At 43.7% G+C, this 23,061-nt stretch carries 26 protein-coding genes; 20 read left to right on the top strand and 6 right to left on the bottom strand.

The window, feature by feature from the left end; genetic code table 11:
• Positions 1-31 precede the first annotated feature (31 nt).
• The 7 genes from pyrD to rmf all read left to right on the top strand — a co-directional run bounded on the left by pyrD (position 32) and on the right by rmf (position 8,733).
• Entirely contained in the window at positions 32-1,042 is a 1,011-nt protein-coding gene (gene pyrD, locus QWZ07_RS14470) for a quinone-dependent dihydroorotate dehydrogenase (protein ID WP_017106985.1), read from the top strand.
• Between the two features lie 239 nt (positions 1,043-1,281).
• Positions 1,282-1,830, top strand: a complete 549-nt coding sequence (locus QWZ07_RS14465; protein WP_017106984.1) for a cell division protein ZapC — start codon at positions 1,282-1,284, stop codon at positions 1,828-1,830.
• Positions 1,831-2,370: 540 nt separating this feature from the next.
• A complete protein-coding gene (gene rlmKL, locus QWZ07_RS14460) occupies positions 2,371-4,491 on the top strand; it encodes a bifunctional 23S rRNA (guanine(2069)-N(7))-methyltransferase RlmK/23S rRNA (guanine(2445)-N(2))-methyltransferase RlmL (RefSeq protein WP_192854203.1) in 2,121 nt (706 codons plus the stop codon).
• A gap of 25 nt (positions 4,492-4,516) precedes the next feature.
• Positions 4,517-4,777 (top strand): glutaredoxin family protein, encoded by a 261-nt coding sequence (locus QWZ07_RS14455; protein WP_017106982.1) that lies wholly within the window; start codon positions 4,517-4,519, stop codon positions 4,775-4,777.
• The gene (locus tag QWZ07_RS14450) at positions 4,755-6,671 is read left to right on the top strand and encodes an ABC transporter ATP-binding protein (RefSeq protein WP_065104257.1); all 1,917 of its coding nucleotides are present in this window, start codon (positions 4,755-4,757) and stop codon (positions 6,669-6,671) included. The genes QWZ07_RS14455 and QWZ07_RS14450 overlap by 23 nt, the downstream gene beginning before the upstream one ends.
• 9 nt (positions 6,672-6,680) lie before the next feature.
• The gene (locus QWZ07_RS14445) at positions 6,681-8,399 is read left to right on the top strand and encodes a DUF3466 family protein (protein WP_192854202.1); all 1,719 of its coding nucleotides are present in this window, start codon (positions 6,681-6,683) and stop codon (positions 8,397-8,399) included.
• A gap of 160 nt (positions 8,400-8,559) precedes the next feature.
• The gene (gene rmf / locus QWZ07_RS14440; RefSeq protein ID WP_017074275.1) at positions 8,560-8,733 is read left to right on the top strand and encodes a ribosome modulation factor; all 174 of its coding nucleotides are present in this window, start codon (positions 8,560-8,562) and stop codon (positions 8,731-8,733) included.
• A 254-nt stretch (positions 8,734-8,987) separates the two neighbouring features.
• On the opposite strand, the gene fabA is transcribed toward rmf, so the two are convergent.
• Both fabA and QWZ07_RS14430 read right to left on the bottom strand, forming a co-directional pair.
• Complete coding sequence (gene fabA / locus QWZ07_RS14435) at positions 8,988-9,503, bottom strand: bifunctional 3-hydroxydecanoyl-ACP dehydratase/trans-2-decenoyl-ACP isomerase (protein WP_192854201.1); 516 nt, start codon at positions 9,501-9,503, stop codon at positions 8,988-8,990.
• Between the two features lie 70 nt (positions 9,504-9,573).
• The gene (locus QWZ07_RS14430) at positions 9,574-11,226 is read right to left on the bottom strand and encodes an AAA family ATPase (protein ID WP_192854200.1); all 1,653 of its coding nucleotides are present in this window, start codon (positions 11,224-11,226) and stop codon (positions 9,574-9,576) included.
• 188 nt (positions 11,227-11,414) lie between these two features.
• Here QWZ07_RS14430 and matP point away from each other — a divergent pair, with 188 nt between their 5' ends.
• From matP to QWZ07_RS14410, 4 genes are all read left to right on the top strand, one after another.
• Positions 11,415-11,870: a macrodomain Ter protein MatP gene (matP, locus tag QWZ07_RS14425; RefSeq protein ID WP_017106977.1), complete on the top strand. Its 456-nt coding sequence runs from the start codon at positions 11,415-11,417 to the stop codon at positions 11,868-11,870.
• A gap of 20 nt (positions 11,871-11,890) precedes the next feature.
• Positions 11,891-12,199 carry a DUF3634 family protein gene (locus QWZ07_RS14420; RefSeq protein WP_076672107.1) on the top strand — a complete coding sequence of 103 codons (309 nt, stop codon included), beginning with the start codon at positions 11,891-11,893 and terminating at the stop codon, positions 12,197-12,199.
• Positions 12,200-12,303: 104 nt separating this feature from the next.
• A complete protein-coding gene (locus QWZ07_RS14415) occupies positions 12,304-12,615 on the top strand; it encodes a hypothetical protein (RefSeq protein WP_192854199.1) in 312 nt (103 codons plus the stop codon).
• A 176-nt stretch (positions 12,616-12,791) separates the two neighbouring features.
• On the top strand, positions 12,792-14,012 hold the full coding sequence (locus tag QWZ07_RS14410; RefSeq protein WP_290255565.1) for a hypothetical protein: 1,221 nt from the start codon (positions 12,792-12,794) through the stop codon (positions 14,010-14,012).
• A gap of 100 nt (positions 14,013-14,112) precedes the next feature.
• Here the strand turns inward: QWZ07_RS14410 and QWZ07_RS14405 are convergent, their stop codons facing one another.
• From QWZ07_RS14405 to QWZ07_RS14390, 4 genes are all read right to left on the bottom strand, one after another.
• Complete coding sequence (locus tag QWZ07_RS14405) at positions 14,113-14,715, bottom strand: DUF2971 domain-containing protein (protein ID WP_192854197.1); 603 nt, start codon at positions 14,713-14,715, stop codon at positions 14,113-14,115.
• Between the two features lie 669 nt (positions 14,716-15,384).
• Entirely contained in the window at positions 15,385-15,828 is a 444-nt protein-coding gene (locus tag QWZ07_RS14400) for a hypothetical protein (RefSeq protein ID WP_261890933.1), read from the bottom strand.
• A gap of 681 nt (positions 15,829-16,509) precedes the next feature.
• Positions 16,510-17,856, bottom strand: a complete 1,347-nt coding sequence (locus QWZ07_RS14395; protein WP_192854754.1) for an ISNCY family transposase — start codon at positions 17,854-17,856, stop codon at positions 16,510-16,512.
• Positions 17,857-17,996: 140 nt separating this feature from the next.
• A complete protein-coding gene (locus QWZ07_RS14390) occupies positions 17,997-18,278 on the bottom strand; it encodes a transcriptional regulator (protein WP_192854338.1) in 282 nt (93 codons plus the stop codon).
• A 131-nt stretch (positions 18,279-18,409) separates the two neighbouring features.
• On the opposite strand from QWZ07_RS14390, the gene QWZ07_RS14385 reads away from it, so the two are divergent.
• The 9 genes from QWZ07_RS14385 (at position 18,410) to QWZ07_RS14345 (ending at position 22,919) form a co-directional block, all read left to right on the top strand.
• Positions 18,410-18,586, top strand: coding sequence for a hypothetical protein (locus tag QWZ07_RS14385; RefSeq protein WP_192854337.1), 177 nt, complete (start codon positions 18,410-18,412; stop codon positions 18,584-18,586).
• The gene (locus QWZ07_RS14380; RefSeq protein ID WP_192854336.1) at positions 18,576-19,172 is read left to right on the top strand and encodes a hypothetical protein; all 597 of its coding nucleotides are present in this window, start codon (positions 18,576-18,578) and stop codon (positions 19,170-19,172) included. Before QWZ07_RS14385 ends, QWZ07_RS14380 begins: the two co-directional genes overlap by 11 nt.
• A 531-nt stretch (positions 19,173-19,703) precedes the next feature.
• Positions 19,704-19,943, top strand: coding sequence for a hypothetical protein (locus QWZ07_RS14375; protein WP_192854335.1), 240 nt, complete (start codon positions 19,704-19,706; stop codon positions 19,941-19,943).
• Positions 19,933-20,403, top strand: a complete 471-nt coding sequence (locus QWZ07_RS14370; RefSeq protein WP_192854334.1) for a hypothetical protein — start codon at positions 19,933-19,935, stop codon at positions 20,401-20,403. The genes QWZ07_RS14375 and QWZ07_RS14370 overlap by 11 nt, the downstream gene beginning before the upstream one ends.
• A complete protein-coding gene (locus QWZ07_RS14365) occupies positions 20,393-20,881 on the top strand; it encodes a hypothetical protein (RefSeq protein WP_192854333.1) in 489 nt (162 codons plus the stop codon). Before QWZ07_RS14370 ends, QWZ07_RS14365 begins: the two co-directional genes overlap by 11 nt.
• The gene (locus QWZ07_RS14360) at positions 20,850-21,569 is read left to right on the top strand and encodes a P-loop NTPase family protein (protein WP_261890931.1); all 720 of its coding nucleotides are present in this window, start codon (positions 20,850-20,852) and stop codon (positions 21,567-21,569) included. Before QWZ07_RS14365 ends, QWZ07_RS14360 begins: the two co-directional genes overlap by 32 nt.
• Before the next feature lie 106 nt (positions 21,570-21,675).
• Positions 21,676-21,807 (top strand): hypothetical protein, encoded by a 132-nt coding sequence (locus tag QWZ07_RS14355; protein ID WP_016787086.1) that lies wholly within the window; start codon positions 21,676-21,678, stop codon positions 21,805-21,807.
• An 11-nt stretch (positions 21,808-21,818) separates the two neighbouring features.
• Positions 21,819-22,640: a major capsid protein P2 gene (locus QWZ07_RS14350; RefSeq protein ID WP_192854332.1), complete on the top strand. Its 822-nt coding sequence runs from the start codon at positions 21,819-21,821 to the stop codon at positions 22,638-22,640.
• Positions 22,641-22,649: 9 nt separating this feature from the next.
• A complete protein-coding gene (locus tag QWZ07_RS14345) occupies positions 22,650-22,919 on the top strand; it encodes a hypothetical protein (RefSeq protein ID WP_016787084.1) in 270 nt (89 codons plus the stop codon).
• The last annotated feature ends 142 nt before the right edge of the window (positions 22,920-23,061 follow it).

Below are 23,061 nucleotides of genomic sequence, written 5' to 3'. Positions count from 1 at the left end.
TTACACGGCGCTTTTTTCTATCGGAGGCACAATGCTTTACCGTCTAGCCAGAACTGGCTTTTTCCAACTTGATGCCGAAAAGGCACATGATCTTGCAATCCAAAATTTCAAACGCTTCACCGGCACACCTATTGATCTTTTGTATCGCCAACAATTACCTCATCGACCTGTAGAGTGCATGGGTCTTACTTTTAAAAATCCAGTTGGCCTTGCTGCCGGCCTAGACAAAAACGGCGAATGTATTGATGCATTTGGCGCAATGGGTTTTGGTTTTGTAGAAGTAGGGACTGTTACTCCTCGTCCACAAGCAGGTAATGACAAACCACGTCTGTTCCGTCTTGTTGAAGCCGAAGGTATTATCAATCGCATGGGCTTTAACAACCTAGGCGTAGATAACCTAATTGAGAATGTTAAGAAGTCGAACTATGACGGCATCTTAGGTATCAATATTGGTAAGAACAAAGACACGCCAATTGAAAAGGGCGCAGAAGATTACATTATCTGCATGGAGAAGGTTTACCAATACGCGGGTTACATTGCGGTAAATATCTCTTCACCAAATACTCCAGGACTTCGTTCGTTACAATATGGCGAAGCACTTGATGATCTGTTGTCTGAACTAAAAACCAAGCAATCCGAATTAGAAGCGAAGCATGGCAAATATGTCCCGCTTGCTCTTAAGATCGCTCCGGATCTAAGTGATGACGAAATCAGCCAGATTTGCGAATCATTGATCAAAAATAAGATCGATGGTGTGATCGCAACCAATACGACATTGGATCGCAGTATCGTTGAAGGCATGAAGCATTGTGACGAAGCGGGTGGCCTAAGCGGACGTCCAGTTCAATCTCGCAGTACTGAAGTTGTTCGTAAACTTCACCAAGAGCTAGGCGACCAACTACCGATCATTGGGGTAGGTGGTGTTGACTCTTACGTTGCTGCAAAAGAGAAAATGATGGCAGGCGCTAAGCTTGTACAAGTTTACTCTGGTTTCATCTACAAAGGTCCAGGCCTTGTTCGTGACATCGTTAAAAATCTATAGTTAGTAAAATCGGTAGTTCGTAAGATCTATAGGTTGAAAACTAATAGTCGTCACTGAAAATCTATAATCCGGTATTGTCTTGATAAAAGAGACACTGTAACTCACTGAGTTGTAGAGAAAAGCGATAAGAAAGAGGAATTCATTTCCTCTTTTTTTTTGCCTGTTGAGCAGTAAAATTACTGTAATTGAAGGTAATTTTGCGTTTTACCTAACGGAATGGTTCAACAGTGTGAGACGAAATGATGCTTAAACCTAGCGATACATGGAGTTGGTATTACGATGAGCAGCAATGTTCATTGATGCTAAACCTCGGAGAGGATATGATTTTTAAAACGAATCTGGTCCGCAATAAGCTGGTGGACTGCGCTTTTAAAGATAATGAATTCACTGTTGATGATGCATCTTCTTACCAAACCTTCAAAGAACAAATTTCTGGCTTAGAATTGTCTGAGCCACGACAAGCCGAGCTTGCACTTTATTGTGTGGCCGCGAAGCGTTTTCATAAGCCTGTACAGCCTAAAAGCTGGTTCTTCGACTCACAAGGCGTTGGCCATGAATATCCTCAAGAAGGGGATATTGTACAAATGAATAACGAGCATAGCCTTGGTTACTTCATTGTATTAGAAGTAGGAGAGTGTGCGAGCTTATGTGCATTTGTAGACTTAGAAGAGTTCCTCCTAACGCCTTCAAAAGGGTTACGATTTGGAGACTCGATTAAAGTTATGCACGATAGAATGACTGATGCAAATGCCATCCTTCATCAAACGCATATTGCGATGGTGGGTTAACCTCTAACCTCGAGCGTTAATAGAGCACAATTTCGACCCACTATCGCTACGAATAAACCTGTAATACCTTCCCCATAATCGGCTTAATAGCCGATTTTTTTGTGCCTAAAAAAGCCTATCTCAATAAATACGACGTAGTTCATTCATTTGAATGACGTTGTTCACTTATTTAATTTGTAAAAAACGTATCTTTTTTAACCTCAATTTCGACCGATTCTCTCACTATCGATAGCGGATTTCCTCTGTTTATTCCCTGTTTGGGGGCTTTTGTTGCTAAATTTCAACCTAAATTCCCATCTGGTATATACCAATTTGGGGGTGAATATAAATGCACTTCATGGTTTAGGCCTATCGATGAGTGTTATTTCTGTGAGATTGAGAGTTGTTGTGTTGTAAGGGAGTGCGGGTAAGCGATCGCTTCATGACTGACCATTTGCTAAGCAGTTAGTCGAAAGATTCAATGAAAAGACGAGTTTAGTGTGATGCTCTGGTAACAAATTCAGGTATAATCGAGCTCATTTTTATCAATAAAAGAACACTATGAATCAATATCTAGCGGTTACCTCAAATGGCCTTGAGAATTTATTAGTTGAAGAACTAACCCAACTAGGGATTACAAACGCAAAACCTGTTCAAGCAGGTGTTAAATTCAAAGCCACCAATGAGCAAATTTATCGTTGTTGTTTGTGGAGCCGTTTGGCTTCTCGATTTGTACGTGTCCTTTCAGAATTCACTTGTATGGATGACATGGATCTTTACCTATCGACCACTGCGGTTAACTGGGTAAATCAATTCCATAGCTCTAAGCGTTTCGTTGTTGATTTCAATGGTACGAACAACGAAATCCGTAATAGCCAATACGGTGCGATGAAAGTAAAAGATGCCGTTGTAGATTGCTTTGAGAAGAAGTCTTTACCGCGTCCATCTATCAGCAAAGAAAATCCAGATATCCGCATTCACGTTCGTCTGCATCGTAACAAGGCGATCCTTGGTGTGGATATGGTAGGCAGTGGTCTTCATCAACGTGGCTACCGTCCAGAATCCGGTCGCGCACCATTACGTGAAACTCTTGCTGCAGCGATTCTTCTTCGTAGTGGTTGGGATGCAACCAAACCTTTCCTAGATCCAATGTGTGGTTCAGGTACGTTAGTGATTGAAGCAGCAATGATGGCTGCAAACATGGCACCTGGTGTGAAACGTCAGAAATGGTGTTTTGAATCACTAGAAGATTTCGAACCTGAGCTTTGGGCTGAAGTTAAAGCAGAAGCTAACGTTCAAGGCCGTCGTGGCGTTAAGAAAGTAGAATGTAAGTTCTTCGGTTATGACAACGACGAGCGAATGATCAAAACGGCGCGTGACAATGCACGTCGTGCTGGCGTTGAAGAGTTGATTGAATTCGAAGTAGGTGACGCAGCAAAGCTTAAGCGTCCTACAGAGTTTACTGATGGTGTGATTGTGTCTAACCCGCCTTACGGCGAGCGTCTAGGTACAGAACCGGGACTGATTGCACTCTACACGGCATTTGGTGCTCAACTGAAGGCTGAGTTTGGCGGTTGCAACGCTTCTATCTTCTCAAGTTCTGATGAATTACTTAGCTGCTTACGTATGCGTGCAGACAAACAGTTCAAACTGAATAACGGTGCGTTACCGTGTCACCAGAAGAACTACTCAATTTCAGACCGTCCTATGTCTGAGCGTCCAACTGGCGAGCAAGAACAGCTGATTGCTCCTGATTTCGCGAACCGTCTTAAAAAGAACATCGGCAAAATCGGTAAGTGGGCTAAGAAAGAACAACTAGATTGCTACCGTATCTACGATGCTGACTTACCTGAATACAATGTAGCGATTGATGTATATCCGGGTCACCTTGTGATTCAAGAATACGCAGCGCCTAAAGATGTGCCGGAAGACAAAGCTAAGCGACGTTTAACCGATATCATTCGAGCTTCGATTCAAGTGACTGGCGTTGAAGCAAACAACGTCGTGCTTAAGGTTCGTCAGAAGCAGAAGGGTCGTTCTCAATACCAGAAGATGGCTCAAGACTCTTCTAACCTAGAAGTAAACGAATACGGCGTTAAGTTGATAGTTAACCTTCATGACTACTTAGATACAGGCTTGTTCTTGGATCATAAGATTACTCGTCGTCGTATTGGTGAGATGGCTGGTGGTAAAGACTTCTTGAACCTGTTTGCTTACACAGGCAGTGCTTCTGTTCATGCTGCAGTAGGTGGTGCTCGCTCTACAACGACAGTTGACATGTCGAACACGTATCTTGAGTGGGCAAAAGAGAACATGGAACTGAACGGCCGTGTTGGTCGTCAACATCAATTCGTTCAAGCTGACTGCTTACAATGGTTGGCGAAAGAGCAAGGATCTTACGACTTGATCTTTATTGATCCACCAACGTTCTCAAACTCTAAGCGTATGGATCAATCTTTTGACGTTCAACGTGACCACATCCAGTTGATGGAAGATTTAAAGCGTCTTCTAAGAGAAGAAGGAACGATTGTTTTCTCTAACAACAAGCGTCATTTCAAGATGGATATGGAAGGGCTGGAAGAGCTGGGTCTTAAAGCTCAGAATATCTCGTCTAAGACATTGCCTCTGGATTTCTCTCGCAACAAGCACATTCATAACTGCTGGTTGATTACTCACAAGTAATTAAGAGATTGTATAAGGATATATAGTGCTGACTCTCTACAGTACAGAAGGATGCCATCTATGTGAGATGGCATTCAAACTCACGGAACAGTTGAATATAAGTCATCAGATCAATGTGGTGGATATCGCATTGGATGATGAGCTCTTTTCCCGTTACGGGGTCACTATTCCGGTGCTCAAATTTGAAAGCTCTGATTTGTCTCAACACTCAGAGCTTAACTGGCCATTTGGCTTGTTAGAACTTAACGATTGGTTAAAGAAGAATGGCATTACTTACAATTCATAATGGGCAATTAGCATTTGGCGATCACCCATTATTAGATGGTGCGGATTTCGCACTGCAAGAAAACGAACGTGTGTGTTTGGTTGGCCGTAATGGTGCAGGTAAATCAACGTTGATGAAGATTTTGTCTGGCAACATCATCATGGATGACGGCAAGATGCAGATCACACAAGACGTGGTGGTATCTCGTTTAGAGCAAGATCCTCCTCGTAACGAGCAAGGCTCTGTTTACGAATACGTATCTGGTGGTTTAGCTGAGATAGGTGAGCTGCTTAAGGAATACCACAACTTACTTGATGTTATTGCAGAAGACCCTAGCGAAAAGAATTTGAACCGTCTTACTCGCGTTCAAGAAAAATTGGATCATGCCAATGCTTGGCGTTTTGAAGATCGCGTAAGTAATGTTCTTGCTGCTCTTAAACTAACAGCAAATACCAAACTGACGGAACTGTCTGGTGGTTGGCAACGTAAAGCAGCACTTGCACGCGCGCTTGTATGTGACCCTGACGTATTACTGCTTGATGAGCCTACCAACCACTTAGACGTAGCAACGATCGAATGGTTAGAAGCTTTCTTAAAAGATTTCCGTGGTTCAATCATCTTTATCTCGCATGACCGTGCTTTCATCAAATCAATGGCAACACGCATTGTTGATCTTGACCGTGGTAAGCTAAGTTCTTTCCCTGGTGATTACGACAACTATTTGTTAGAGAAAGAAGAAGCGCTACGTGTTGAAGAGATGCAAAACGCAGAATTCGACAAAAAGCTAGCACAAGAAGAAGTTTGGATCCGTCAAGGTATCAAAGCTCGTCGTACGCGTAACGAAGGCCGTGTTCGTGCCCTTAAAAAGCTTCGCGAAGAGCGTCAAGATCGTCGTGAAGTACAGGGTAAGGCGAACATCCAAATCGATACGTCTGCACGTTCAGGTAAAATCGTATTTGAAGCTGAGAACCTTAACTTTGCATTCGAAGGCAAAGAGATCGTTACAGACTTTAGTTTCAACATCATGCGCGGCGATCGTATCGCACTTATCGGGCCAAATGGCTGTGGTAAGAGTACGGTGCTTAAACTGCTTCTTGATCAACTTAAACCCGATTCAGGCCGTTTGCATTGTGGTACTAAGCTTGAAGTGGCTTACTTCGACCAATACCGCGAAATTCTAGATCCTGAGAAGTCGGTGATTGATAACCTGGCTGATGGTAAACAAGAAGTAACTGTAGGCGGACGTGAGCGTCATGCACTGAGCTACTTGCAAGATTTCTTGTTCTCTCCTAAACGTGCTCGTACACCGGTTAAAGCGCTGTCTGGTGGTGAGAAAAACCGCTTGTTATTGGCTCGTATTTTCCTTAAATCGAATAACTTGTTGATTCTCGATGAGCCTACCAATGATTTAGATATCGAAACATTGGAACTTTTAGAAGATTTGCTTGCCAACTATGAGGGTACGTTGCTTCTTGTGAGCCACGACCGTCAGTTCGTTGATAACACGGTAATGACGAGTTGGATATTTGAAGGTAACGGTGTAGTTGAAGAGTTTGTTGGTGGTTACCACGATGCTCAGAAACAAAGAGCACAAGCTCTGGAGTACCGTCAGGCTGAAAAGCCAGCAAAGGCGGAGAAAGTTGTTGAGGAAACTCCCAAAACTGCGCCAGTTAAAGCTAAACCTAAGAAGTTATCGTATAAGCTACAACGAGAACTAGAAACGTTACCTTTGCGTTTGGAAGAATTGGAAACCGAGATTGAAACTCTGCAGCAAGAAGTTAATGATCCAGACTTCTTCTCAAAATCTGTAGAGCAGACACAACCAGTTTTAGATAAGCTATCTGCAGTAGAGCAGGAGCTTGAAGTTGCTTTTGAGCGCTGGGAAGAGCTCGAGGCACTACAACAGGAAAGTTAAGAAGTAATAATGACTTGTACTAAATTTAAATTAACTACAGTTGCAGCATTAGTTTTTGCTGCAACTAATGCGAATGCTGCGCTTTATACGATTGTTGAAGTGGACAGCCCTGTATCAGGTAATGAAGTGCATGGTGTTGCGATTGAAGGTTCTAGCAATAGCACTCTCGGTACACTAGGTTGCTTTGATGAGAATGCGACAGCGTCTGAGTGCGAAGGATACTTACTTGCTGGAGAGTCTTTAAATGGTGTTGAAGGAATCAGCCATAGAGAAGAAGTTCCATTTGGCTCAGACAATAGTTTTTTCTATGCACAAATAGATGATTCTTCAGATTACTTACGTCGCTATTGTAGCTCTTACCTTGGTTTTGACAATTGCGACACTGATGGTGGTTGGGGAGATCAGTATTGGAACGCTTACCAAAGAGAGCGGAATGGAGAGTCTAACTATAAGTCATTTGTTGAGGGAGCTGGTCAAATTGAAGCTTCTAATCTGAATACTGTAATTAACTCGCTAGACTCTAGCGGTCAAGCAATAGGAAATACAAGCACGTCGGTTGTTCAGCGAAATCAAGCTTTCCCTGCTGTCACTATAGGCGGCGATGTATCAAGTACACCGGTTCAATCAAGAGCATGGGCTAGTGAAGGAACATTTATAGTCGGAAGTGTTTCTACTAGCTATACCAATGATAACGACAGTACAGTTCCCTTTAGTACTTACACGACTAAAGGAGCGATTTGGGATGGTACACAAACCCAACTTTTAAATTGGGATACAAATGCGAAAGACGAAGAGGATGAGTTGCTTGCGCAGGGTAGCATTCGAGATTTAACAGTTACGCCATCAAAAATATATGCTGTTGGTTTCAACACATATGACGAGCAGCATATGAATGCGACGGTTTTTCATTCATCAGGAGGCACTCTTCCTACTACATGGTCAAGTGCGGTTATTCAAGGGGCGCAAGTAGAGATTAGTGGTGATGACATCCATGCTAACTCTAAAGCTACTTCAATAAACAGTCACTTAAACATTTTAGGGGAAGCGAAGCACTATAATAATGCTGTACCTGATAACGGAGCTTTCCCTGACAAGATATTTGTAGCGACTTATACTGGAGATGGAAACGGGAATGATACTTGGAGTGGCGCTCAATATCTAAATGATAGCTCTCAGTCTATTTTCTTTAAAGGCGCAGGCGGTAAAGCTGGAGCGATTAATAATTACAACGAAATTGTCGGTCAGATAGACTCTGAGACAATCCGAGAAAGTAATGGTCGTGAGCGTCGTCATAGAGGATTCATTTACCCATACCAAGCAACGGGCACTGAAGATTCCCGAATAGAGTTGTTTGAAAGTAAAGCATGGTGGTTAGATGATCTAACGAACGATGGTAATGCTGATGGTAATAACAATAAATTCCGAGTTATTGATGCTACAGACATTAATGATGCAGGGGTTATCTCTGGGACTGCTATTAGGTGTACAGTCAATGGGGTACCACAACCCTATGATACGACCTCTCACAATTCATATTGTGGCAATGCGGGAGATGGTGCTACTGAAGAAATTGTTGCAGTTAAGCTAATTCCAATTAGTGACAAGAATACACGTAGCATTCAAACTCGAGGTATTGACAGTGAAAAAATCGATCGCCAAGGCGGTAGCCTAGGTTGGTTAGCTTTGACTGTACTTGGTCTGTTAGGGTTCCGTAGAAAATTTAAATAATTTTATCTCTTGAGCCCGAGTTCACAATTCTGAACTCGGGCTTTTTTTCGCCTTGAGAAAAGTTCAAAAGTGGTCGACTCTTAAAGTTGGAGTTAACAAAACTCCACGAAGTTGTAATCATTGTATGTTAGTAAACGAACACCCGTATGAGGACTGCACTATGAAGAGACAAAAGCGTGATCGCCTAGAACGAGCACAATCTCAAGGTTACAAAGCTGGTTTAAATGGCAGGTCACAAGAAGCTTGCCCATATAGCCAAATGGATTCTAAATCGTATTGGTTAGGTGGTTGGCGTGATGCCAAAGATGATAAGCATTCAGGTCTCTATAAGTAGATAGGGCGAACATATTCAAAGGTCAAGGCTCCATGTTGTGATTATAACAACTGGAGCCTTGTTAGTTTCTGAGAGCCATACAATACCTTATAAACCGTGAACTCACAGCTCTATAAAGTGATTTAAGATCGTTTCGCTGGTGGACATATCATTGATGAAAGTTACTTAGCTGTACCTTAATGCACTATAACTAAATATATTGAAATGAAAATAAAGCAGCCATTGGCTGCTTTATTAAAAATCTAACTATTAGACTAGAATGCTGATGTATCTTGGAAAAGACCAACTTTCAAATCTTTAGCCACATAGATTTCTTTACCATCGACAAGAACGCGACCGTCTGCAAGGCCCATTACTAGGCGACGGTTAACAACACGTTTCATGTGAATTTCGTAAGTCACTTTTTGAGCTGTAGGTAGGATTTGGCCAGTGAATTTAACTTCACCAACACCTAGAGCACGACCTTTGCCTTTACCACCAACCCAACCAAGGTAGAAGCCAACAAGCTGCCACATTGCATCTAGGCCAAGACAACCTGGCATTACTGGGTCACCAGGGAAGTGGCAATCGAAGAACCATAGGTCAGGAGTAATATCCAGCTCAGCAAGAATCAAACCTTTACCGAAATCACCTTCAGTTTCAGACATTTTAGTGATGCGATCCATCATTAGCATGTTTGGTGCTGGAAGTTGAGGGCCTTCAGGCCATAGTTCGCCTTGGCTTGATGCTAGAAGCTCTTCGCGAGTGTAAGAATCACGTTTGTTTTGCATTATCAATTACTCCGATTTTTGATAGGTGCATATTAGTGAACAGGTGTACGCTAAACAAGTCCGATCAGTACTAGACAAACCAGTTTTTAATGCGTCCAACAATTCCAATTGGGTGTTCATGTCTTTCAAAGTTTTCAATACGTTCCGCGATTTTACTCAGAACGCTTTCTTGTTCTTCGTCCCTAAATGGTGCGTTCATAATAAGAGGAATCGCTTCATCTACATTAGAGACAGACCAAATATGGAATTCTTTGTTTTTGATGCTTTCAATTAGGTCTGGCTTCAGAGCAAGGTGTCTTAAGTTAGATCTTGGAAGGATCACACCTTGTTCGCCAGTTAGCCCGTTGTGTTTACACACATGGTAGAAGCCTTCGATTTTCTCGTTTAGCCCACCAACGGCTTGTACACGACCGAATTGGTCGACAGCACCGGTTACCGCTATTTGTTGATTGATAGGGTATTCCGACAAAGCACTTACCAGAGAGCAAAGCTCTGCAAGGGAAGCGCTATCGCCATCAACTTCGCAGTATGATTGCTCAAACACAACAGAAGCAGCATATGGCAACGGATCTTCAAGGTTTAGAGCGCTGCTTACGAACGCTTGCATGATCATCATGCCTTTAGCGTGAAGGTTGCCACCAAGCTCTGCTTTTCTTTCTACATCGGTAATGTCACCATCGCCAAAATGAATAACACAGGAAATACGAGCCGGTTCACCATAAGAAATAGGGTGTCCAGGAACGTCGATAACCGTCAGACCGTTAACTTGGCCGACTTGCTCACCCTCAGTTTCGATGATGACTTGGCCATCTCGAATATCATCGAGAGCACGTTCAGGAAGGTAAGACTCGCGGTTGTATTTGTGTTGTTGAGCTTGCTGAATATGGTGAATATCAATGTGACCACCATTTGCTTCGATAAGCGCTTCATTCAACAGCGCGTTATGCCAAATCGGACATAGCGGTATGTAGCTCTGATCTTCCGTTTCTCTAGCGCCTGCCGTTAGGATTCCTACCAAAGCTTCTTGAGTTATCGTTGGAAGGTTATAGCGACGTTGCAACCACTTAAGATAGCCAAGGTATTGCATTAGGCTTTCATTGGAGAGCTTAATATCTTGTTCTATTTCACTGAATAGACAAAACCCTGTTTGAATATCGCCATCTAGATAATCCAGATCACCAAGTTGAGCGCGGTCTCCGACAACAATCAACTTAATGTTGTATGTCAGTGCTTCGATAGGTGCCTGATTTAGATGCTCAGGAAAACTGCTAATTGGCTCAACAGCTTCACCGAGAAGCGCTGATTTCAATAATAGCCAGCTTCCTGGGTTTGCCAGGATCAGATTGGCAGAAACGACCAGATAGCCATTGTTTGCTCTAGAAAGTAGGCCTGGCTTTGTTGCTACAATGTCACCATTTTTAGACTGCACTTGGTCAAACAAAGTGGCTGCATTTAAAGATTCGGTTTTTAAAACAGGCTGAGCTTCGTTGTTTAACTCCGTCGTTAAAGATTCAACGATGAGTTGACGATAGATCGAATTGTCAGGCGCATTAACAAGTAGAATTCGTGAAAGATTGGATAGGCGTACAAAACGGGTTAGCGCATCTCTAAATCTATGTTGAATATCTGAGAATGTGAAAGGAGAGATGTCAGGGAATTGCTCTAGTTGAGCGCTATATTCATCGTACTGAGGCGTTACATGTCGCCAATCTACTTGAGTCATTTAAATGTCTGATTATGATAATAAGGTAGGGAGTATATAGAAAAAGCGGGGAGTCATATAGGTCTATGTTGTAGTTACTAAACACTAAGCTAATATAAGTATGATCTTGGTCTATTCTTTCAAGACAATAATTGTTAAATAACCCATTATGGGTTACGCTGTCACTAGGTTAACTCTCGAGATTAGACATGAAATATCAGCAGCTTGAAAATTTAGAATGTGGTTGGAAATGGAACTACCTGGTAAAAAAATGGAAAGAAGGTGATTCGATCACCTGCCATATTGATTCAAGTGAAGCTGATGTTGCCGTGCAAGCTTTATTGAAGCTAGAACACCAACCTACAGGCGTTCTTGAGTGGATCTCAAATAACATGTCGCCAGAGCTTGATAACAAGCTTAAACAAGCAATCAGAGCCAAGCGCAAACGTCACTTCAACGCCGAACAAGTTCATACTAAGAAGAAGTCTATCGACCTTGATTATCGCGTTTGGGAAAAGCTATCTCAAAGAGCAAACGAGCTCGGTTGTACGTTATCTGACGCGATAGAGTATTTGGTTAGTGAAGCGTCTCGAAGTGAGCAGGCCAGCAAAACAGTAACCAGTCTCAAAGAAGATTTGAGTAAACTTCTTTCCGACGACAAATAAGCAGTAATAGTGGTGGCATTATGATGTATGTAATCTTAATCGGAGCCGTATTGGTTTTTTGGCTCGTCGCAATTGATAGACCGGTACTGAAGATAAAGTTCAAAGAAGGTGCGATTGAACAAGTAAAAGGGCATTTACCGCCTAGCTTTAAGCACAACCTTCAAGAAATCGGTCACAACAATGCATTTCAAGGAGAGCTTAAGGTTTACGCAAAGCGTTCAGGTTATAACCTGAAGTTCACCAAAGATATTCCTAAGAATATTCAACAACGTATTCGAAACGTATTTCCTCACAATGGCTTCAAATCTAAAGGCTCAAAGAAGGCATAACTTTTGAAACTATGGTTTGCTTACCAATCTCTAGTACTAATTTAACCTCATACTTCTTCCAATAATATGCATACTGTTTTCAACGTCACATAGTTGAGAACAGTATGAAATATCTCGTATTTTTGTTGTGCTTTACGTCGCAAAGCTTACTCGCCGATGATGCATTAATTAACCCAGTTGCGAAGAAAATCAAATCTTCAATCCTCAAAGGGATGGATAAAAGTTCGATCGAACTCGAAGGGTACTGCGACCTAATGATCGAAATGCGACACTCAAAAGGCTATGCCCGAATTAAAAAGGTTAGGACTTCTGGTGATAGCCGAGTGTGTAAACAAGCGCGAAAACACTTGCTTGATAATCGAAAGTTTAAATACAGCTTCCCTGAAAAGTACATTCGTTTACACATTGAAAGTTAGTCAACGATCTTGATCTTCCGATATGCATTCTCAGTGCACTATAACTAAATGTTTAAGGATAAATTATATGTCCTCGGTTCTTAGCACATCTTAAATATCTATTAATATTGACTTAATTATATGTAGCTGGGATATAATACGATGAATAGCTAGGATTAGGTCAAGGAAAGTCACGGTTGTTGTTAGCAAACAAAAATTACACTCCTGAAGTTATTGAAATATCGAGAAAAGTTTCAATTAACGTAGAAAAACACTTCAATAAGTGGTTAGTCTCTCCAAAGTTTAAACTCAAACAAACGACAGTAGACACACTGTTAAGTTTGGAAAATCGCTATTGTGATAGCGTTATTTTCGATGAAAATGATCGAATATCTCACAATCAACGAATTCTGTTGCGATGTGAACAAGACAGAGTCAGTGCTCGTCGTGAAAAAGTCGTCGCAAAGCAAAAGACATTACGTTACGTCATAGATGATGTGTGTAATACAGCTTCCGAGTTGATGATAGAGAAGCTTGAACAAACATTGATGAGCTCTCTTTTTTCTGAACTTCCGGATTTTAACCATTTCGCTAATGTCGCTTATTCGTCATCTTTGAACTTTTCCAAGTTACATCAAATTTCAGCTGAAAGTAGGCTGCTAAGTTCAAGTCTTATTGAGTTTGTGTCGAATCCGGAATTTACAGAAAAATACGGTAAAAAATCGAAAGTGGTGCTGGATCCAAAAGTAGCAGCGAGACAAATTGGAATAGAAAATTGTAAATTACTTTTTCCACTACTTATGAGTCAGCAACTTATTAAATGGTCTGATGATAACATCAAGCCTATTGTTCCTAAGGTCTGGCAACACCTCGTCGTGACAGCAAACTCGACCAGAATGAGACTACAAGAAACATCAGTAAAAGAGCCAGACGCTGGTATTCTGCTTGGAGTGTTAAGAACGCTTCCATTATTCGTCATTTGTAATCATTTTTCAGCGACGTTTGAAGATGCACTCGTAAAAACTATGCTTGGTTATCGGGATGCAAGTGACAAGCACGACGAATACTATGCGTGTACAGAGGTTATCCCGAACACACAGTTTCTCGAATCTATGATAGAAATCTTAGATACTAAGCTACTGAAAAAACTAGTCGATTACATAGATTGGAGCCCAAATAACCAGTTGATTAAACGTGCGATCCTCGAAGAAGTTCACGATATCCCAGTCCTTGAACGAAGCGTGTACGGTGCAGCGCTTTCGCAGGGCAGAAAGTTCTCTATTTTTGAAGCCCTAGAGAATAGCGAATTATTTAATATTAAACATCGACCTTATTGGTTTTCAACGGTTCAGATGTCTGTAGCGACTATGGAGCAAATGCAGACCAGAATACCCGGTAAGTTGACCACAAACATGTAAAAAGAGGAGCCACAATCTAATACGGCTCCTCTTTTTAGTTACAATGTAACTCGTGATGATGTTTCAGTTTGTTAAACAGTACGTTAGCTATCTATCTGATTTAATTGACTACTTCAAAAGTGCAGGAATTCTGCCTCGCAATTGCGTGTTTGACCGGTATTCCAAGGCTCTGACATATCATAAGGACTTTGAGTTTGCGATCTGGAGGAGCGTGTTCTGAAAGGATAACAGCACTTAAGCACTCTTTATTTAGGTACAGCTTATTCCCAATGAGCTCGTCATCATGTAAAACCCACCGATATTCTTCTTCATACCGCCAATTCGAATGCTTAATTTTGAATAGTGCAGTGCCCAAATCCGATCCTTGTAAATCCTGAGCAGACGGCAAAGTAAATCGAGTCGGGTCATCTTCATATTGCACTTTAAAACAGTTGAGGTTTGTTTCTCCATCATAATGATTGAGGTCGTATTCAATACACATGCCTTTGAAGCTATCGCCGTACTGAGACCAAAGTATAGGGTGGTCGCTCGATTGGGAAAAGCACATCACCTTGAATTCGTTCTGAAGGGTTGGGTCAAATATGTGGTTCGATTCAAAAGGATTGTTAAAGGTTTTAGCGTAATCAAACCACAATGAACACTCAGAGATAGATTGTATGTTTCTATCATGAAGCGTTCTGAACTTATAAAGTTTAGGCAACATATCAAACACCTAGTTTACAACATTGCCAGATACTAGCATTTAACTATACAAAGCAGGCATGAATGCACTGCATTTGATTGCTTAGTCACCTTGTTTGTTCAGATAACTGTTTGATAGATCAAAATTTAAACACGAAATAGCAGTCTGTTTAAGAGGTTTGTTAATTCGACAGGAAAATAGTTGCAATTGAAAGAGACAACGTAACTTGTGGATTACTCGGAAGTTTTAACAACTCCAACTCCTTCTTGAGTCTGAAACTAGCTACAGCCCAGAAAGGCCAAAAATTGATGACATACGGCCTTACCAATGAGAGTGCGATAGTGTGTTTAACGTTTTGTTTAGCGACGACGTAAGTCGATTGGTCTGACACGTCTGTTGATGCAATGCCGAAGTGCGCTAACGGGCACTTGATTTAGGTGTCAGTGTTTTATCTAAAGATATTAATGCCACAGCGTTTGCCCTTCTAAGTGTGAAGGATCACGCGGTAACTTACGTAATGTGAATTCATCTCTGAGATAAGATTTAGCGAAGTTCTTTCGCTTTTTTCCTAATGCTGGCAAGTCGCCTAACACTTTAACAATACCTTTAACTTCCAGTGAATCAAAACTATAGCCTTGATCAAGAAGGAGCTCCAATACTGGATAGAGCTTTTTATATACCCGAGTTGCTTCAGCTTTTGAATCTCGTCTTTTTTATCTTCGCCTGCAATGAATCGAGTAGAGAGAGCCTTCCCCAAATGCCGAATATATTGGATACATTAATTATGACGTTCGTAACGTAGATACTTAGAACGAGTTCGATGCAAAAGATAACGTAGTACTCAGTAATAAATATTTGGTCACTGTACAGGATGACCGGGTAAACATTCTCTAAGATCGTCATGCCAACAAAACTAACACCGATCAAGATTCGATAATTAGAACTGATAACGTCCACATTAGTGAATCGTAAGAACAAACAAGTAATGACAACGTATGTGATAAGCGAAGAAACAAAGGAGATGACTTGCTCACCAGTACTCGCCACCATTAGGTCAACATTAAAGAAAGTAGATCCAATGATTAGTAGTGCGCATAAGATAATTGCTTGCTTTTGGTCATTGTTTGTTTGCAAAATTTTGGCTCCGATTTAATACAGCGGCGGAGTATAGATGAAACTTGCAACTACTTTTATATCATTGATTTAAAATGGTTATTTTGACTGCCTAATTGGTGGTATTGATTGGTTTATTGAATCGATAAACCGTGTTTTTGATAGGGTTCGGTTCGTAATTTTTCAACTTTGCTGTGTGACTGATGATACCACTCTATCCCCAAACATTTCCTTTCAGGTAAGTTGAACGCGTTCTTTACTACTTAAGAACAAACGCCAATACCAACTCCAACGTTGGACCGTGATTGGTTGAACGTGACAAAAGGCTGCGGCGTCGTGGATACCATCAAAGTGATGATGCACGAGATCCGCAAAGTGTGGCGTGAGCAGGTGATCTCCTTCAAAAATTAAGACAAGCGTGCAAATTTTTTTCCTCCTCATAAAGTGTGTTTGTAGTAGACAGTCTCTGGAAGCGGCGACACGTGAGCGCAACAAACAGAGACACGAAAACCAAGTATAGCCAACAATATCAAACTCAACGTGCAGACAAAATCCATAAAACCAACAACATTAAGGATTTAATCCGGCGTGGTGTGCAAAATCCGCAAGGACTAAGGCACTGAAACTCCTCAGATTTCACGTACAACCTGTCAATCCCATTTTAAAATGTCCTCATTTGTCCCAAATAGAAATGTCCCGTTGTTAGGTCTTTCGACTGGAGGCTTTGAATGGTTCGGTGAGCACTGGGTTGATGGTTCGAGGGGCAGTTTGAAGGGCTCTTTGTTGCGCGCGGCGTTTGGGGGCTTTCTTACTGCGGGTTCGTTGCTGTTGTTGTTCGAATTCTTCTTGTTGTTGCTGAGCAAACTTTAAAACTTGGCCGAGGCGTTTGTTGTCGACGATTTGGGTTTGTTGAACATGCTCGAGTTTGTCGAAGGTTTTGAATTCGAGTTTTCGATGCCCGTATTGGATGGCGATTTCACCGTTTGGGTAGTCGAGTATCTTGACGTGTTCGTGCGCTAGTCGGCTGTTTTCTTCAGTAGGTTCAATGAGATAAATCACTTTATCGTATTGAAATGTCAGCGACTTTGAGAGCTTGCGGGTTTCTTGCCAACTGAAAATATCGTCGAGTTCTTGCTTGGACTCTCGAACCGGACGATGCATGTCTTTTGGGTATTGAGCGGGCTTAGCAAAGCGATGGTTAAAATCGGCGGTGAAGTAGGGAAGCCAGGCGTTGGCTTGTTCGATGGTGTCGATACCTTGTAAGCGCATCTCTTTAACCAGCCGGTCTTGCAGCGTGAGGTTGGCTCGCTCAACGCGGCCTTTGGCTTGGGAGCTGTTGGCACAGATGAGTTCTATGGCCAGTTCTTTCAGCACACGCCCGTATTGAGTTTGGCCAACTTGTTTGTGTTTCTCCTGATTCACTCGAAAAATTGAGTGCTTGTCACTGTAAAACGCGATGGGTTTACCGTGCTCATTGAGGTATTCACGCGTGGTCAACATGTAGTCAAATGCGGATTCTGTCTCGCTGAATCTTAGGTTCATCAAACGGCCAGTCGCATCATCAATGAACACCAATAGGCAACATTTGTCGCTGCGGCCTTCAAACCAGTCATGATGGGAGCCGTCAATTTGGATAAGTTCGCCCAAGCAATCACGACGGTAACGAGGCTGATAGACTCGAGGTTTGCGTTGTGAATGTGGAAGCCACAGTCCGTCGGCGATCATCCATTGACGGAGTGTTTCTTTAGAGACGGATAGATTGTGTCGTTCAGTCAGTTTTTCCAGAGCGAACGTTGGTGAGAAGTCAGAGTAATGCTCACGGATAAGTTTCAGTATTTCAATTCTGAAATGTTCTGAGTAGCGTCGATTACTTGGGCGTCCACGCGCTGCGTGTGTAAGACTTTGAGCGCCAAGAGAGACAAGTTTGTTTACCAAACGTCGGATATGACGCGCAGACAGATTCAAAATGATAGCAGCGTCAACTTGGCGTAGTCGTTTTTCACGTACGTCAGTAAGCACCTTGAATCGCTGAATATCTTTTTCACTCATAGTAATAAGCATCCGGATAACTCCTAAGCAGACCAATATAGGTAAGCTTAGGAGGACATTTTAAAATGGCTCAAACCGGACATTACTAAATTGCTCTAACAATCCCACTGCGTATTATGTATATGCGGGTAAATCAAAATCTAGTCTTTCGTCTCAGGCCAAGATTCTCTTAATGCATTGATAATTCTTGGTTTTTTACTCTTGTCTATTAAAAGGCCAAGGACAACATTTTGATCCGATTCTTCCAAAAGATCAGCGCATAGGAAGGCTGTAGACCAGTCTAACATACGTTTCCCTTTTCTCATCGAACACAAACTTCCACAAGAAATCGATAGTTTTTTCGCAAGTTGGTACTCGCTAGTCAGAGCGTACTTAGCTTTGACACGATTCAATATTGCATTTGTGTAAGTGAAATCTTCCATCCTGCAGCCTCCTAACTGAGTTCATACTAGGGCGGTTTCTATAAAAAATCATCGGTTCCCAAATTTGCAACTACGAAAAAAATTGTATTAAGTTGACCTCTATCGTGGTGTAGCGGGTTTGTTGAGGTCATATGAAGAATTCAACATCGTCAATTGGTGGAATACTTGATGAGGCAGAGAAAGAAGCAAAGTCTGGTGAGTATTCGAATAGCTTACGACTAGTGATCGTGTCACTTCGCAAATTGATGGCTAAGCCCGCCAAAGTAAAACGAACTCTGAAAGAGAAAAAAAACAATCATGAGTGCTAGGGCTCCATTATCAAACGTCCGTTATAAAAGAAGTGCACGCCCTTTGGCTGCACTTAATCGTGATCGCTGGAGAAAGTTACTCGAGAACCCCTCACAATATGACTACCTGTTGTCCCATTCGGGCAAGTCCACGCAACGCCAATACTTAACGGATATTGGCCGAGTGATGGATTACTTGGTGAGTGAGTTGGAGTTTCGGACTTGTAAAGTGGGGGTAGTGACAGCGAAAGGTTTCTTGCTAAGAACTTGGGCGAATGTAGCCAAAGGTACTGGTTTACCGGAATGGCGCGTTAAACAGTGCGTGAGTTACGCGAAAGACCGAGGGTGGATCACGTCCAAGCAGCCTAGAGAGAACATCAATGGCGATTGGTACGGCTTGGCATCCATCAAGCGCATCACCGACAAATATTTTCGCGATCTCGGTTTGAACTTGGCCTACGAGAACGCCAAACAAGCCGCGACTAAGAACCTCAAGAAAATGGCCGCCTCAACCGGTGTACACATCCGTTATCTACTCACACCGATCACGTTACTGCGTAAGTTTGCACGTCGTAATACTCAACGTCATGACAGCACTGTGCCTTAAGATCAAAGCCCAAACTGTACCTCGATCCGTCTGAACCCCGATTTATCGGGGTTTTTCGTCTCTATTCCTCTCAAATTTCATCGATTGAAAGCGGTGGTTATGCCGTTGTGGATAACCCGCTCGCTAACCGGTGTTTTAGCGCTTTAACTACTCCATGAGCTCAGTCTTTGAGATCACAACGCATAGTCTAAAGACTAATGATCTATCTAAAGATAGATGTAAGGGACAGTTACTGTTACCCCGTGAAAAACGGGGGATAACTTGATAAAGGAAGCGGCTCTTCGAGCTCGCCAGCGAGCTGGAGCCTTATGACGCGAGACGTTCGATAGCATGGCGATAAGCACGGCATGCGCGTGTGCTGCAACGGCCATGGAGTCGCTGCGCGACGGTCTATTAGGAAAGCAAAGGCGAAATCGAAGCACACAGTTTGATTACTTAAACCTATTAAGTTTTATGTTTTAATTGTTATAATCTATTGGTTAACGTCGAGAGACAGGGACACACCAACGTCGTGAGACAGAGGACAACACAATGACAATGCATCAACAGAGCTACCAACAATTGGTCAGCGAGCTGGAGCTCGTTGAACAAACGCTGACCCAAGCGGCTCCGGACTGGAGCACGGTGCCCACCCTCAAGAAACCCCTTGTCGCGATCCAAGCGGCCGAAGAAGCCAGCCAACAGGTGGCGACGACCATCCACTTGCTGAAATCCCTCATGAACAATTTCCATCTTCGCTTGTGCGAACTGGAGGCGACGCATGGCCAGTAAGAATCCAATTAAAGGTTACATTGCTTGCCCAACGCATGGCTGTGATGAGATCTGCACCGTGCACGCCGTGGGCGAGCATAAGCTCATCGAGGGCGGTGAGCCGCCCAAGAACAAGCGCCGTCTCGGTCAGCTCTATACCATTTGCCCCAGTTGCAAAACCAACCAAAGCGCGGGTAAACCGTTTCAAGATTGGTTACACAACCACATGGTCTCGAGTCCAGACAAAGCTAGTACTGGTTATAAAACCAGTGCCAATAAGAAGCCTGACCCAACTAAGTCCCCAAAACCGAACGAAACCAAGCTCGATAAGGGCTCAAGCAACCCCGACCAACCCAACGATAACCAACCCGAGTCGGTTACTAACCGATTAGGTTGGTCATTGTTGTTGCTGTTAAGCACCTGCGCCTTGTTGTGGTTTGGCTTAACAAAGACCAAGAAAGGAGTCACTCATGAGCAATGAAGCCCCATTCACGCCCGTAGAGAACGAACTGGATGAACGTGATCAACAAGCCGTTGAAGCGGTAGAAACCTTACGTGAAGCTCGAGAGCAAGACGAAGCCGACACCGGCGAAACCCAAGAAGCGGCACCGGAAACCTTGGGTTTCGGGGAAGAAGACGCGCGCATGATGCTTTCTTACGGCTTAGGTGTGGTGGAGATGACCGTCGGCACCGTGTTTGATGTACCGTTTGAAATCGACACCCGAGCCGGTAACCAGTGGTTAGACGCCGCATCACCGATGCTGCAGAAGTACGGTCCCGCCGGTTTGAAATGGTTCGGCCAATACCAAGGTGAGTTTGTGTTTGCCATGGCCTCGATGACCTTGATTGGCGGCTGCGCCAAACAAGTGCGCCAACTCAAACAAGCTCAAGAGACGAAAGAGCCCGAGACACCGCAGGAGGTGGACAGTGAAGCTCCCGAATCCAGTGAACAAGAATAACGCTCATAACGCCGAGCACGTTTGTTACATGGGCACTACGGGCAGCTGCAAAACCACCGCCATTCGTCAGCTCAATTTCATTGAGCGTCAGTCTCAAGTGGTGATGTTCGATCCGTACAGTGAACACATCGAGGCGCCGCTCAAAGGTGGCCGCGTGCAAGCGTGCACCAGCTTTGATGAGTTCTACCATAAGGCGTGGTTTGCCCGAAAGAAAAAGGCCGCGTTTCGGTTGGCCCTAGTCGAGCAAGAGCGTACCCGCGAAAACCTCGAGTTGTTTGCCAATATGGTCTGGTCATTGGGCGATGGCCAGCATCCGAAAAAGCTCCACTGTGTGATTGAAGAGCTCGCCAAGTTCACCAATACCCCGTCAAAACTTGATGGGTTAGCCGGTGAACTCTGGACGGGTGGTCGCGGTTTTGGCTTGGTGATGCATGCGACGTTTCAGCGCGGGCAAGAAGTGCCGAAGACGGTGCTCGATGAATCCAAATATGTGTACGTCGGTGCGGTCAGCTCACGGCGTAATGCTAAGTACATTGCGGACTATTTTGATATTCCCATCGAGGCCATTTTGGGGCTGCAAAGCTGCGTCGATAGGGAGCATCTAGGGCGTAAAAAGTTCGCCGATTACATTCTCAAATCACCGGGTTTGGGCAAGTGGGCGCAGGGAAAAATCTACCCCAAGCGATGACGGGTAACCTAATAGGTTTATCTCTTAACCTAACAGGTTCAAGGCTCTGGTCATTTTCCTCTCTATACACCACGTTATCAGAATCAATCACTCTAAAGGAACTCCCATGAGATTGAACGTGAAAAATGTGGCGATTGTCGCCGGAATTGCGGCGGTCACGACGGGTGCGATCGTCTTTGCTGTGAACAATAAAGTCGGCGGCCTCGATAAGTTGCTGGGTCGCTCTGGCTGGTTTTAAAGGGGAATACGATGTCAGTCAAACCAATCAAACTGAATTCGATGGTTGGCGCGTCGTGGGGACAAAAAGGCACATTGCCTATCCCTAATGGCCCGACGTACCACGAGTTGGTACTGGAAACCAACGCCAGCGCTGTAGACATGCAGCGCATTGCCATTACGCTGAACGCCGAAGAGATCTACGTCTTAACCGGTGAAGAGCTGTTGATGCTCGAGCGTTACAAGCAACGAGACACCACCGCGGGGCATTTTGTGATCCCGTTCAGTGACATCGTGGCACGCACCAAAAATGGGGTGCGTTACACCGGTTTGGTCACTGAGTTGGGCGACAATATCCACCTCGATATCCAATTCAAAGGCAAGGCGGCCAACGCGACGCCACTGTCTATCCAAGTGCATGCGTGGGTAAGTAACTCTCAAGCGATGCGGGTCTTGGTGCCGATGATCAAACGCGAAACCATGCCGGCCAATGCACAAGGCGAGAACGAGTTCACCAACTTGGTGGCGAGTCCGCTCATCAGCATTCGTCGCATGCATTTCATGCACGACAAGATCAGCAAATTGGAAATTGAGCGCGACTTTGTCAAAGAGTACGAAGCCAACACCTTCATTTCTGAAGCCAATGCCAAACGCAATGAACGTACGCCACAAGACGGGTATTTCCATTTTGACCCGATCGTTCGTGGGTTCTCCATTGATGAACTGTTTCCGACACAGCACAGCTCCAACTTGAAATTCTCCGTGACTACCACCGATGTCCCAGGCTCAATCCCGATCTTGGTGGAGTCGGTGAAAGTCACGCGACCGGAAATGTTGCAGAGTGGCGCGGCCTAAGGAGCGCCAATGAAAAGCTTTTTTGATGATCTGTTGGAATTTGGCGCGGGCGCATTGGATTCGGTCGGGGAAAACGCCGACTGGCTGTTTCCCACTAATGACCAATCCACGAACCCGGATAAGACGCAGCAACCCAATCATCCTCAAGTGGATAACAAGGGGAATACGGTGACCACACCGCAAGCTCAACCTCAGAAAGACAACACGATGCTGTACGTCGGGGGTGGGGTTGGTGTGCTGCTGGTCTTGATATTGGGCGCGCTGGCGTTTCGACGATAAGGAGACGGTGATGCCGTTACTGTTTTGGGGATTGGGTGGATTTGGGGTCGGCAGCCTGTTTGGGCTTAGCGCTGGCAAAGGACTCAATAAAGTGTTGCTTGTGGTGCTGTTTGTCGCGTCACTGATGTGGCTCAAAGGAGGG

It is taken from the genome of Vibrio lentus, from assembly GCF_030409755.1.
Classification (GTDB): Bacteria; Pseudomonadota; Gammaproteobacteria; order Enterobacterales; family Vibrionaceae; genus Vibrio; species Vibrio lentus.
Note: the sequence above shows the minus strand (reverse complement) of the source record. Positions and strands in the feature narration are given on the sequence as shown.

Coding starts and splice junctions, on each gene's coding strand:
- QWZ07_RS14405 (WP_192854197.1), bottom strand. CDS start 14,715: ATGTTGCCTAAACTTTATAAGTTCAGAACGCTTCATGATAGAAACATA.
- fabA (WP_192854201.1), bottom strand. CDS start 9,503: ATGCAAAACAAACGTGATTCTTACACTCGCGAAGAGCTTCTAGCATCA.
- QWZ07_RS14415 (WP_192854199.1), top strand. CDS start 12,304: ATGAAATATCTCGTATTTTTGTTGTGCTTTACGTCGCAAAGCTTACTC.
- QWZ07_RS14350 (WP_192854332.1), top strand. CDS start 21,819: ATGTCAGTCAAACCAATCAAACTGAATTCGATGGTTGGCGCGTCGTGG.
- QWZ07_RS14395 (WP_192854754.1), bottom strand. CDS start 17,856: ATGAGTGAAAAAGATATTCAGCGATTCAAGGTGCTTACTGACGTACGT.
- QWZ07_RS14365 (WP_192854333.1), top strand. CDS start 20,393: ATGAGCAATGAAGCCCCATTCACGCCCGTAGAGAACGAACTGGATGAA.
- rlmKL (WP_192854203.1), top strand. CDS start 2,371: ATGAATCAATATCTAGCGGTTACCTCAAATGGCCTTGAGAATTTATTA.
- QWZ07_RS14375 (WP_192854335.1), top strand. CDS start 19,704: ATGACAATGCATCAACAGAGCTACCAACAATTGGTCAGCGAGCTGGAG.
- QWZ07_RS14390 (WP_192854338.1), bottom strand. CDS start 18,278: ATGGAAGATTTCACTTACACAAATGCAATATTGAATCGTGTCAAAGCT.
- QWZ07_RS14420 (WP_076672107.1), top strand. CDS start 11,891: ATGATGTATGTAATCTTAATCGGAGCCGTATTGGTTTTTTGGCTCGTC.
- QWZ07_RS14370 (WP_192854334.1), top strand. CDS start 19,933: ATGGCCAGTAAGAATCCAATTAAAGGTTACATTGCTTGCCCAACGCAT.
- QWZ07_RS14355 (WP_016787086.1), top strand. CDS start 21,676: ATGAGATTGAACGTGAAAAATGTGGCGATTGTCGCCGGAATTGCGGCG.
- pyrD (WP_017106985.1), top strand. CDS start 32: ATGCTTTACCGTCTAGCCAGAACTGGCTTTTTCCAACTTGATGCCGAA.
- QWZ07_RS14385 (WP_192854337.1), top strand. CDS start 18,410: ATGAAGAATTCAACATCGTCAATTGGTGGAATACTTGATGAGGCAGAG.
- QWZ07_RS14380 (WP_192854336.1), top strand. CDS start 18,576: ATGAGTGCTAGGGCTCCATTATCAAACGTCCGTTATAAAAGAAGTGCA.
- QWZ07_RS14345 (WP_016787084.1), top strand. CDS start 22,650: ATGAAAAGCTTTTTTGATGATCTGTTGGAATTTGGCGCGGGCGCATTG.
- matP (WP_017106977.1), top strand. CDS start 11,415: ATGAAATATCAGCAGCTTGAAAATTTAGAATGTGGTTGGAAATGGAAC.
- QWZ07_RS14430 (WP_192854200.1), bottom strand. CDS start 11,226: ATGACTCAAGTAGATTGGCGACATGTAACGCCTCAGTACGATGAATAT.
- QWZ07_RS14450 (WP_065104257.1), top strand. CDS start 4,755: ATGGCATTACTTACAATTCATAATGGGCAATTAGCATTTGGCGATCAC.
- QWZ07_RS14445 (WP_192854202.1), top strand. CDS start 6,681: ATGACTTGTACTAAATTTAAATTAACTACAGTTGCAGCATTAGTTTTT.
- QWZ07_RS14465 (WP_017106984.1), top strand. CDS start 1,282: ATGATGCTTAAACCTAGCGATACATGGAGTTGGTATTACGATGAGCAG.
- rmf (WP_017074275.1), top strand. CDS start 8,560: ATGAAGAGACAAAAGCGTGATCGCCTAGAACGAGCACAATCTCAAGGT.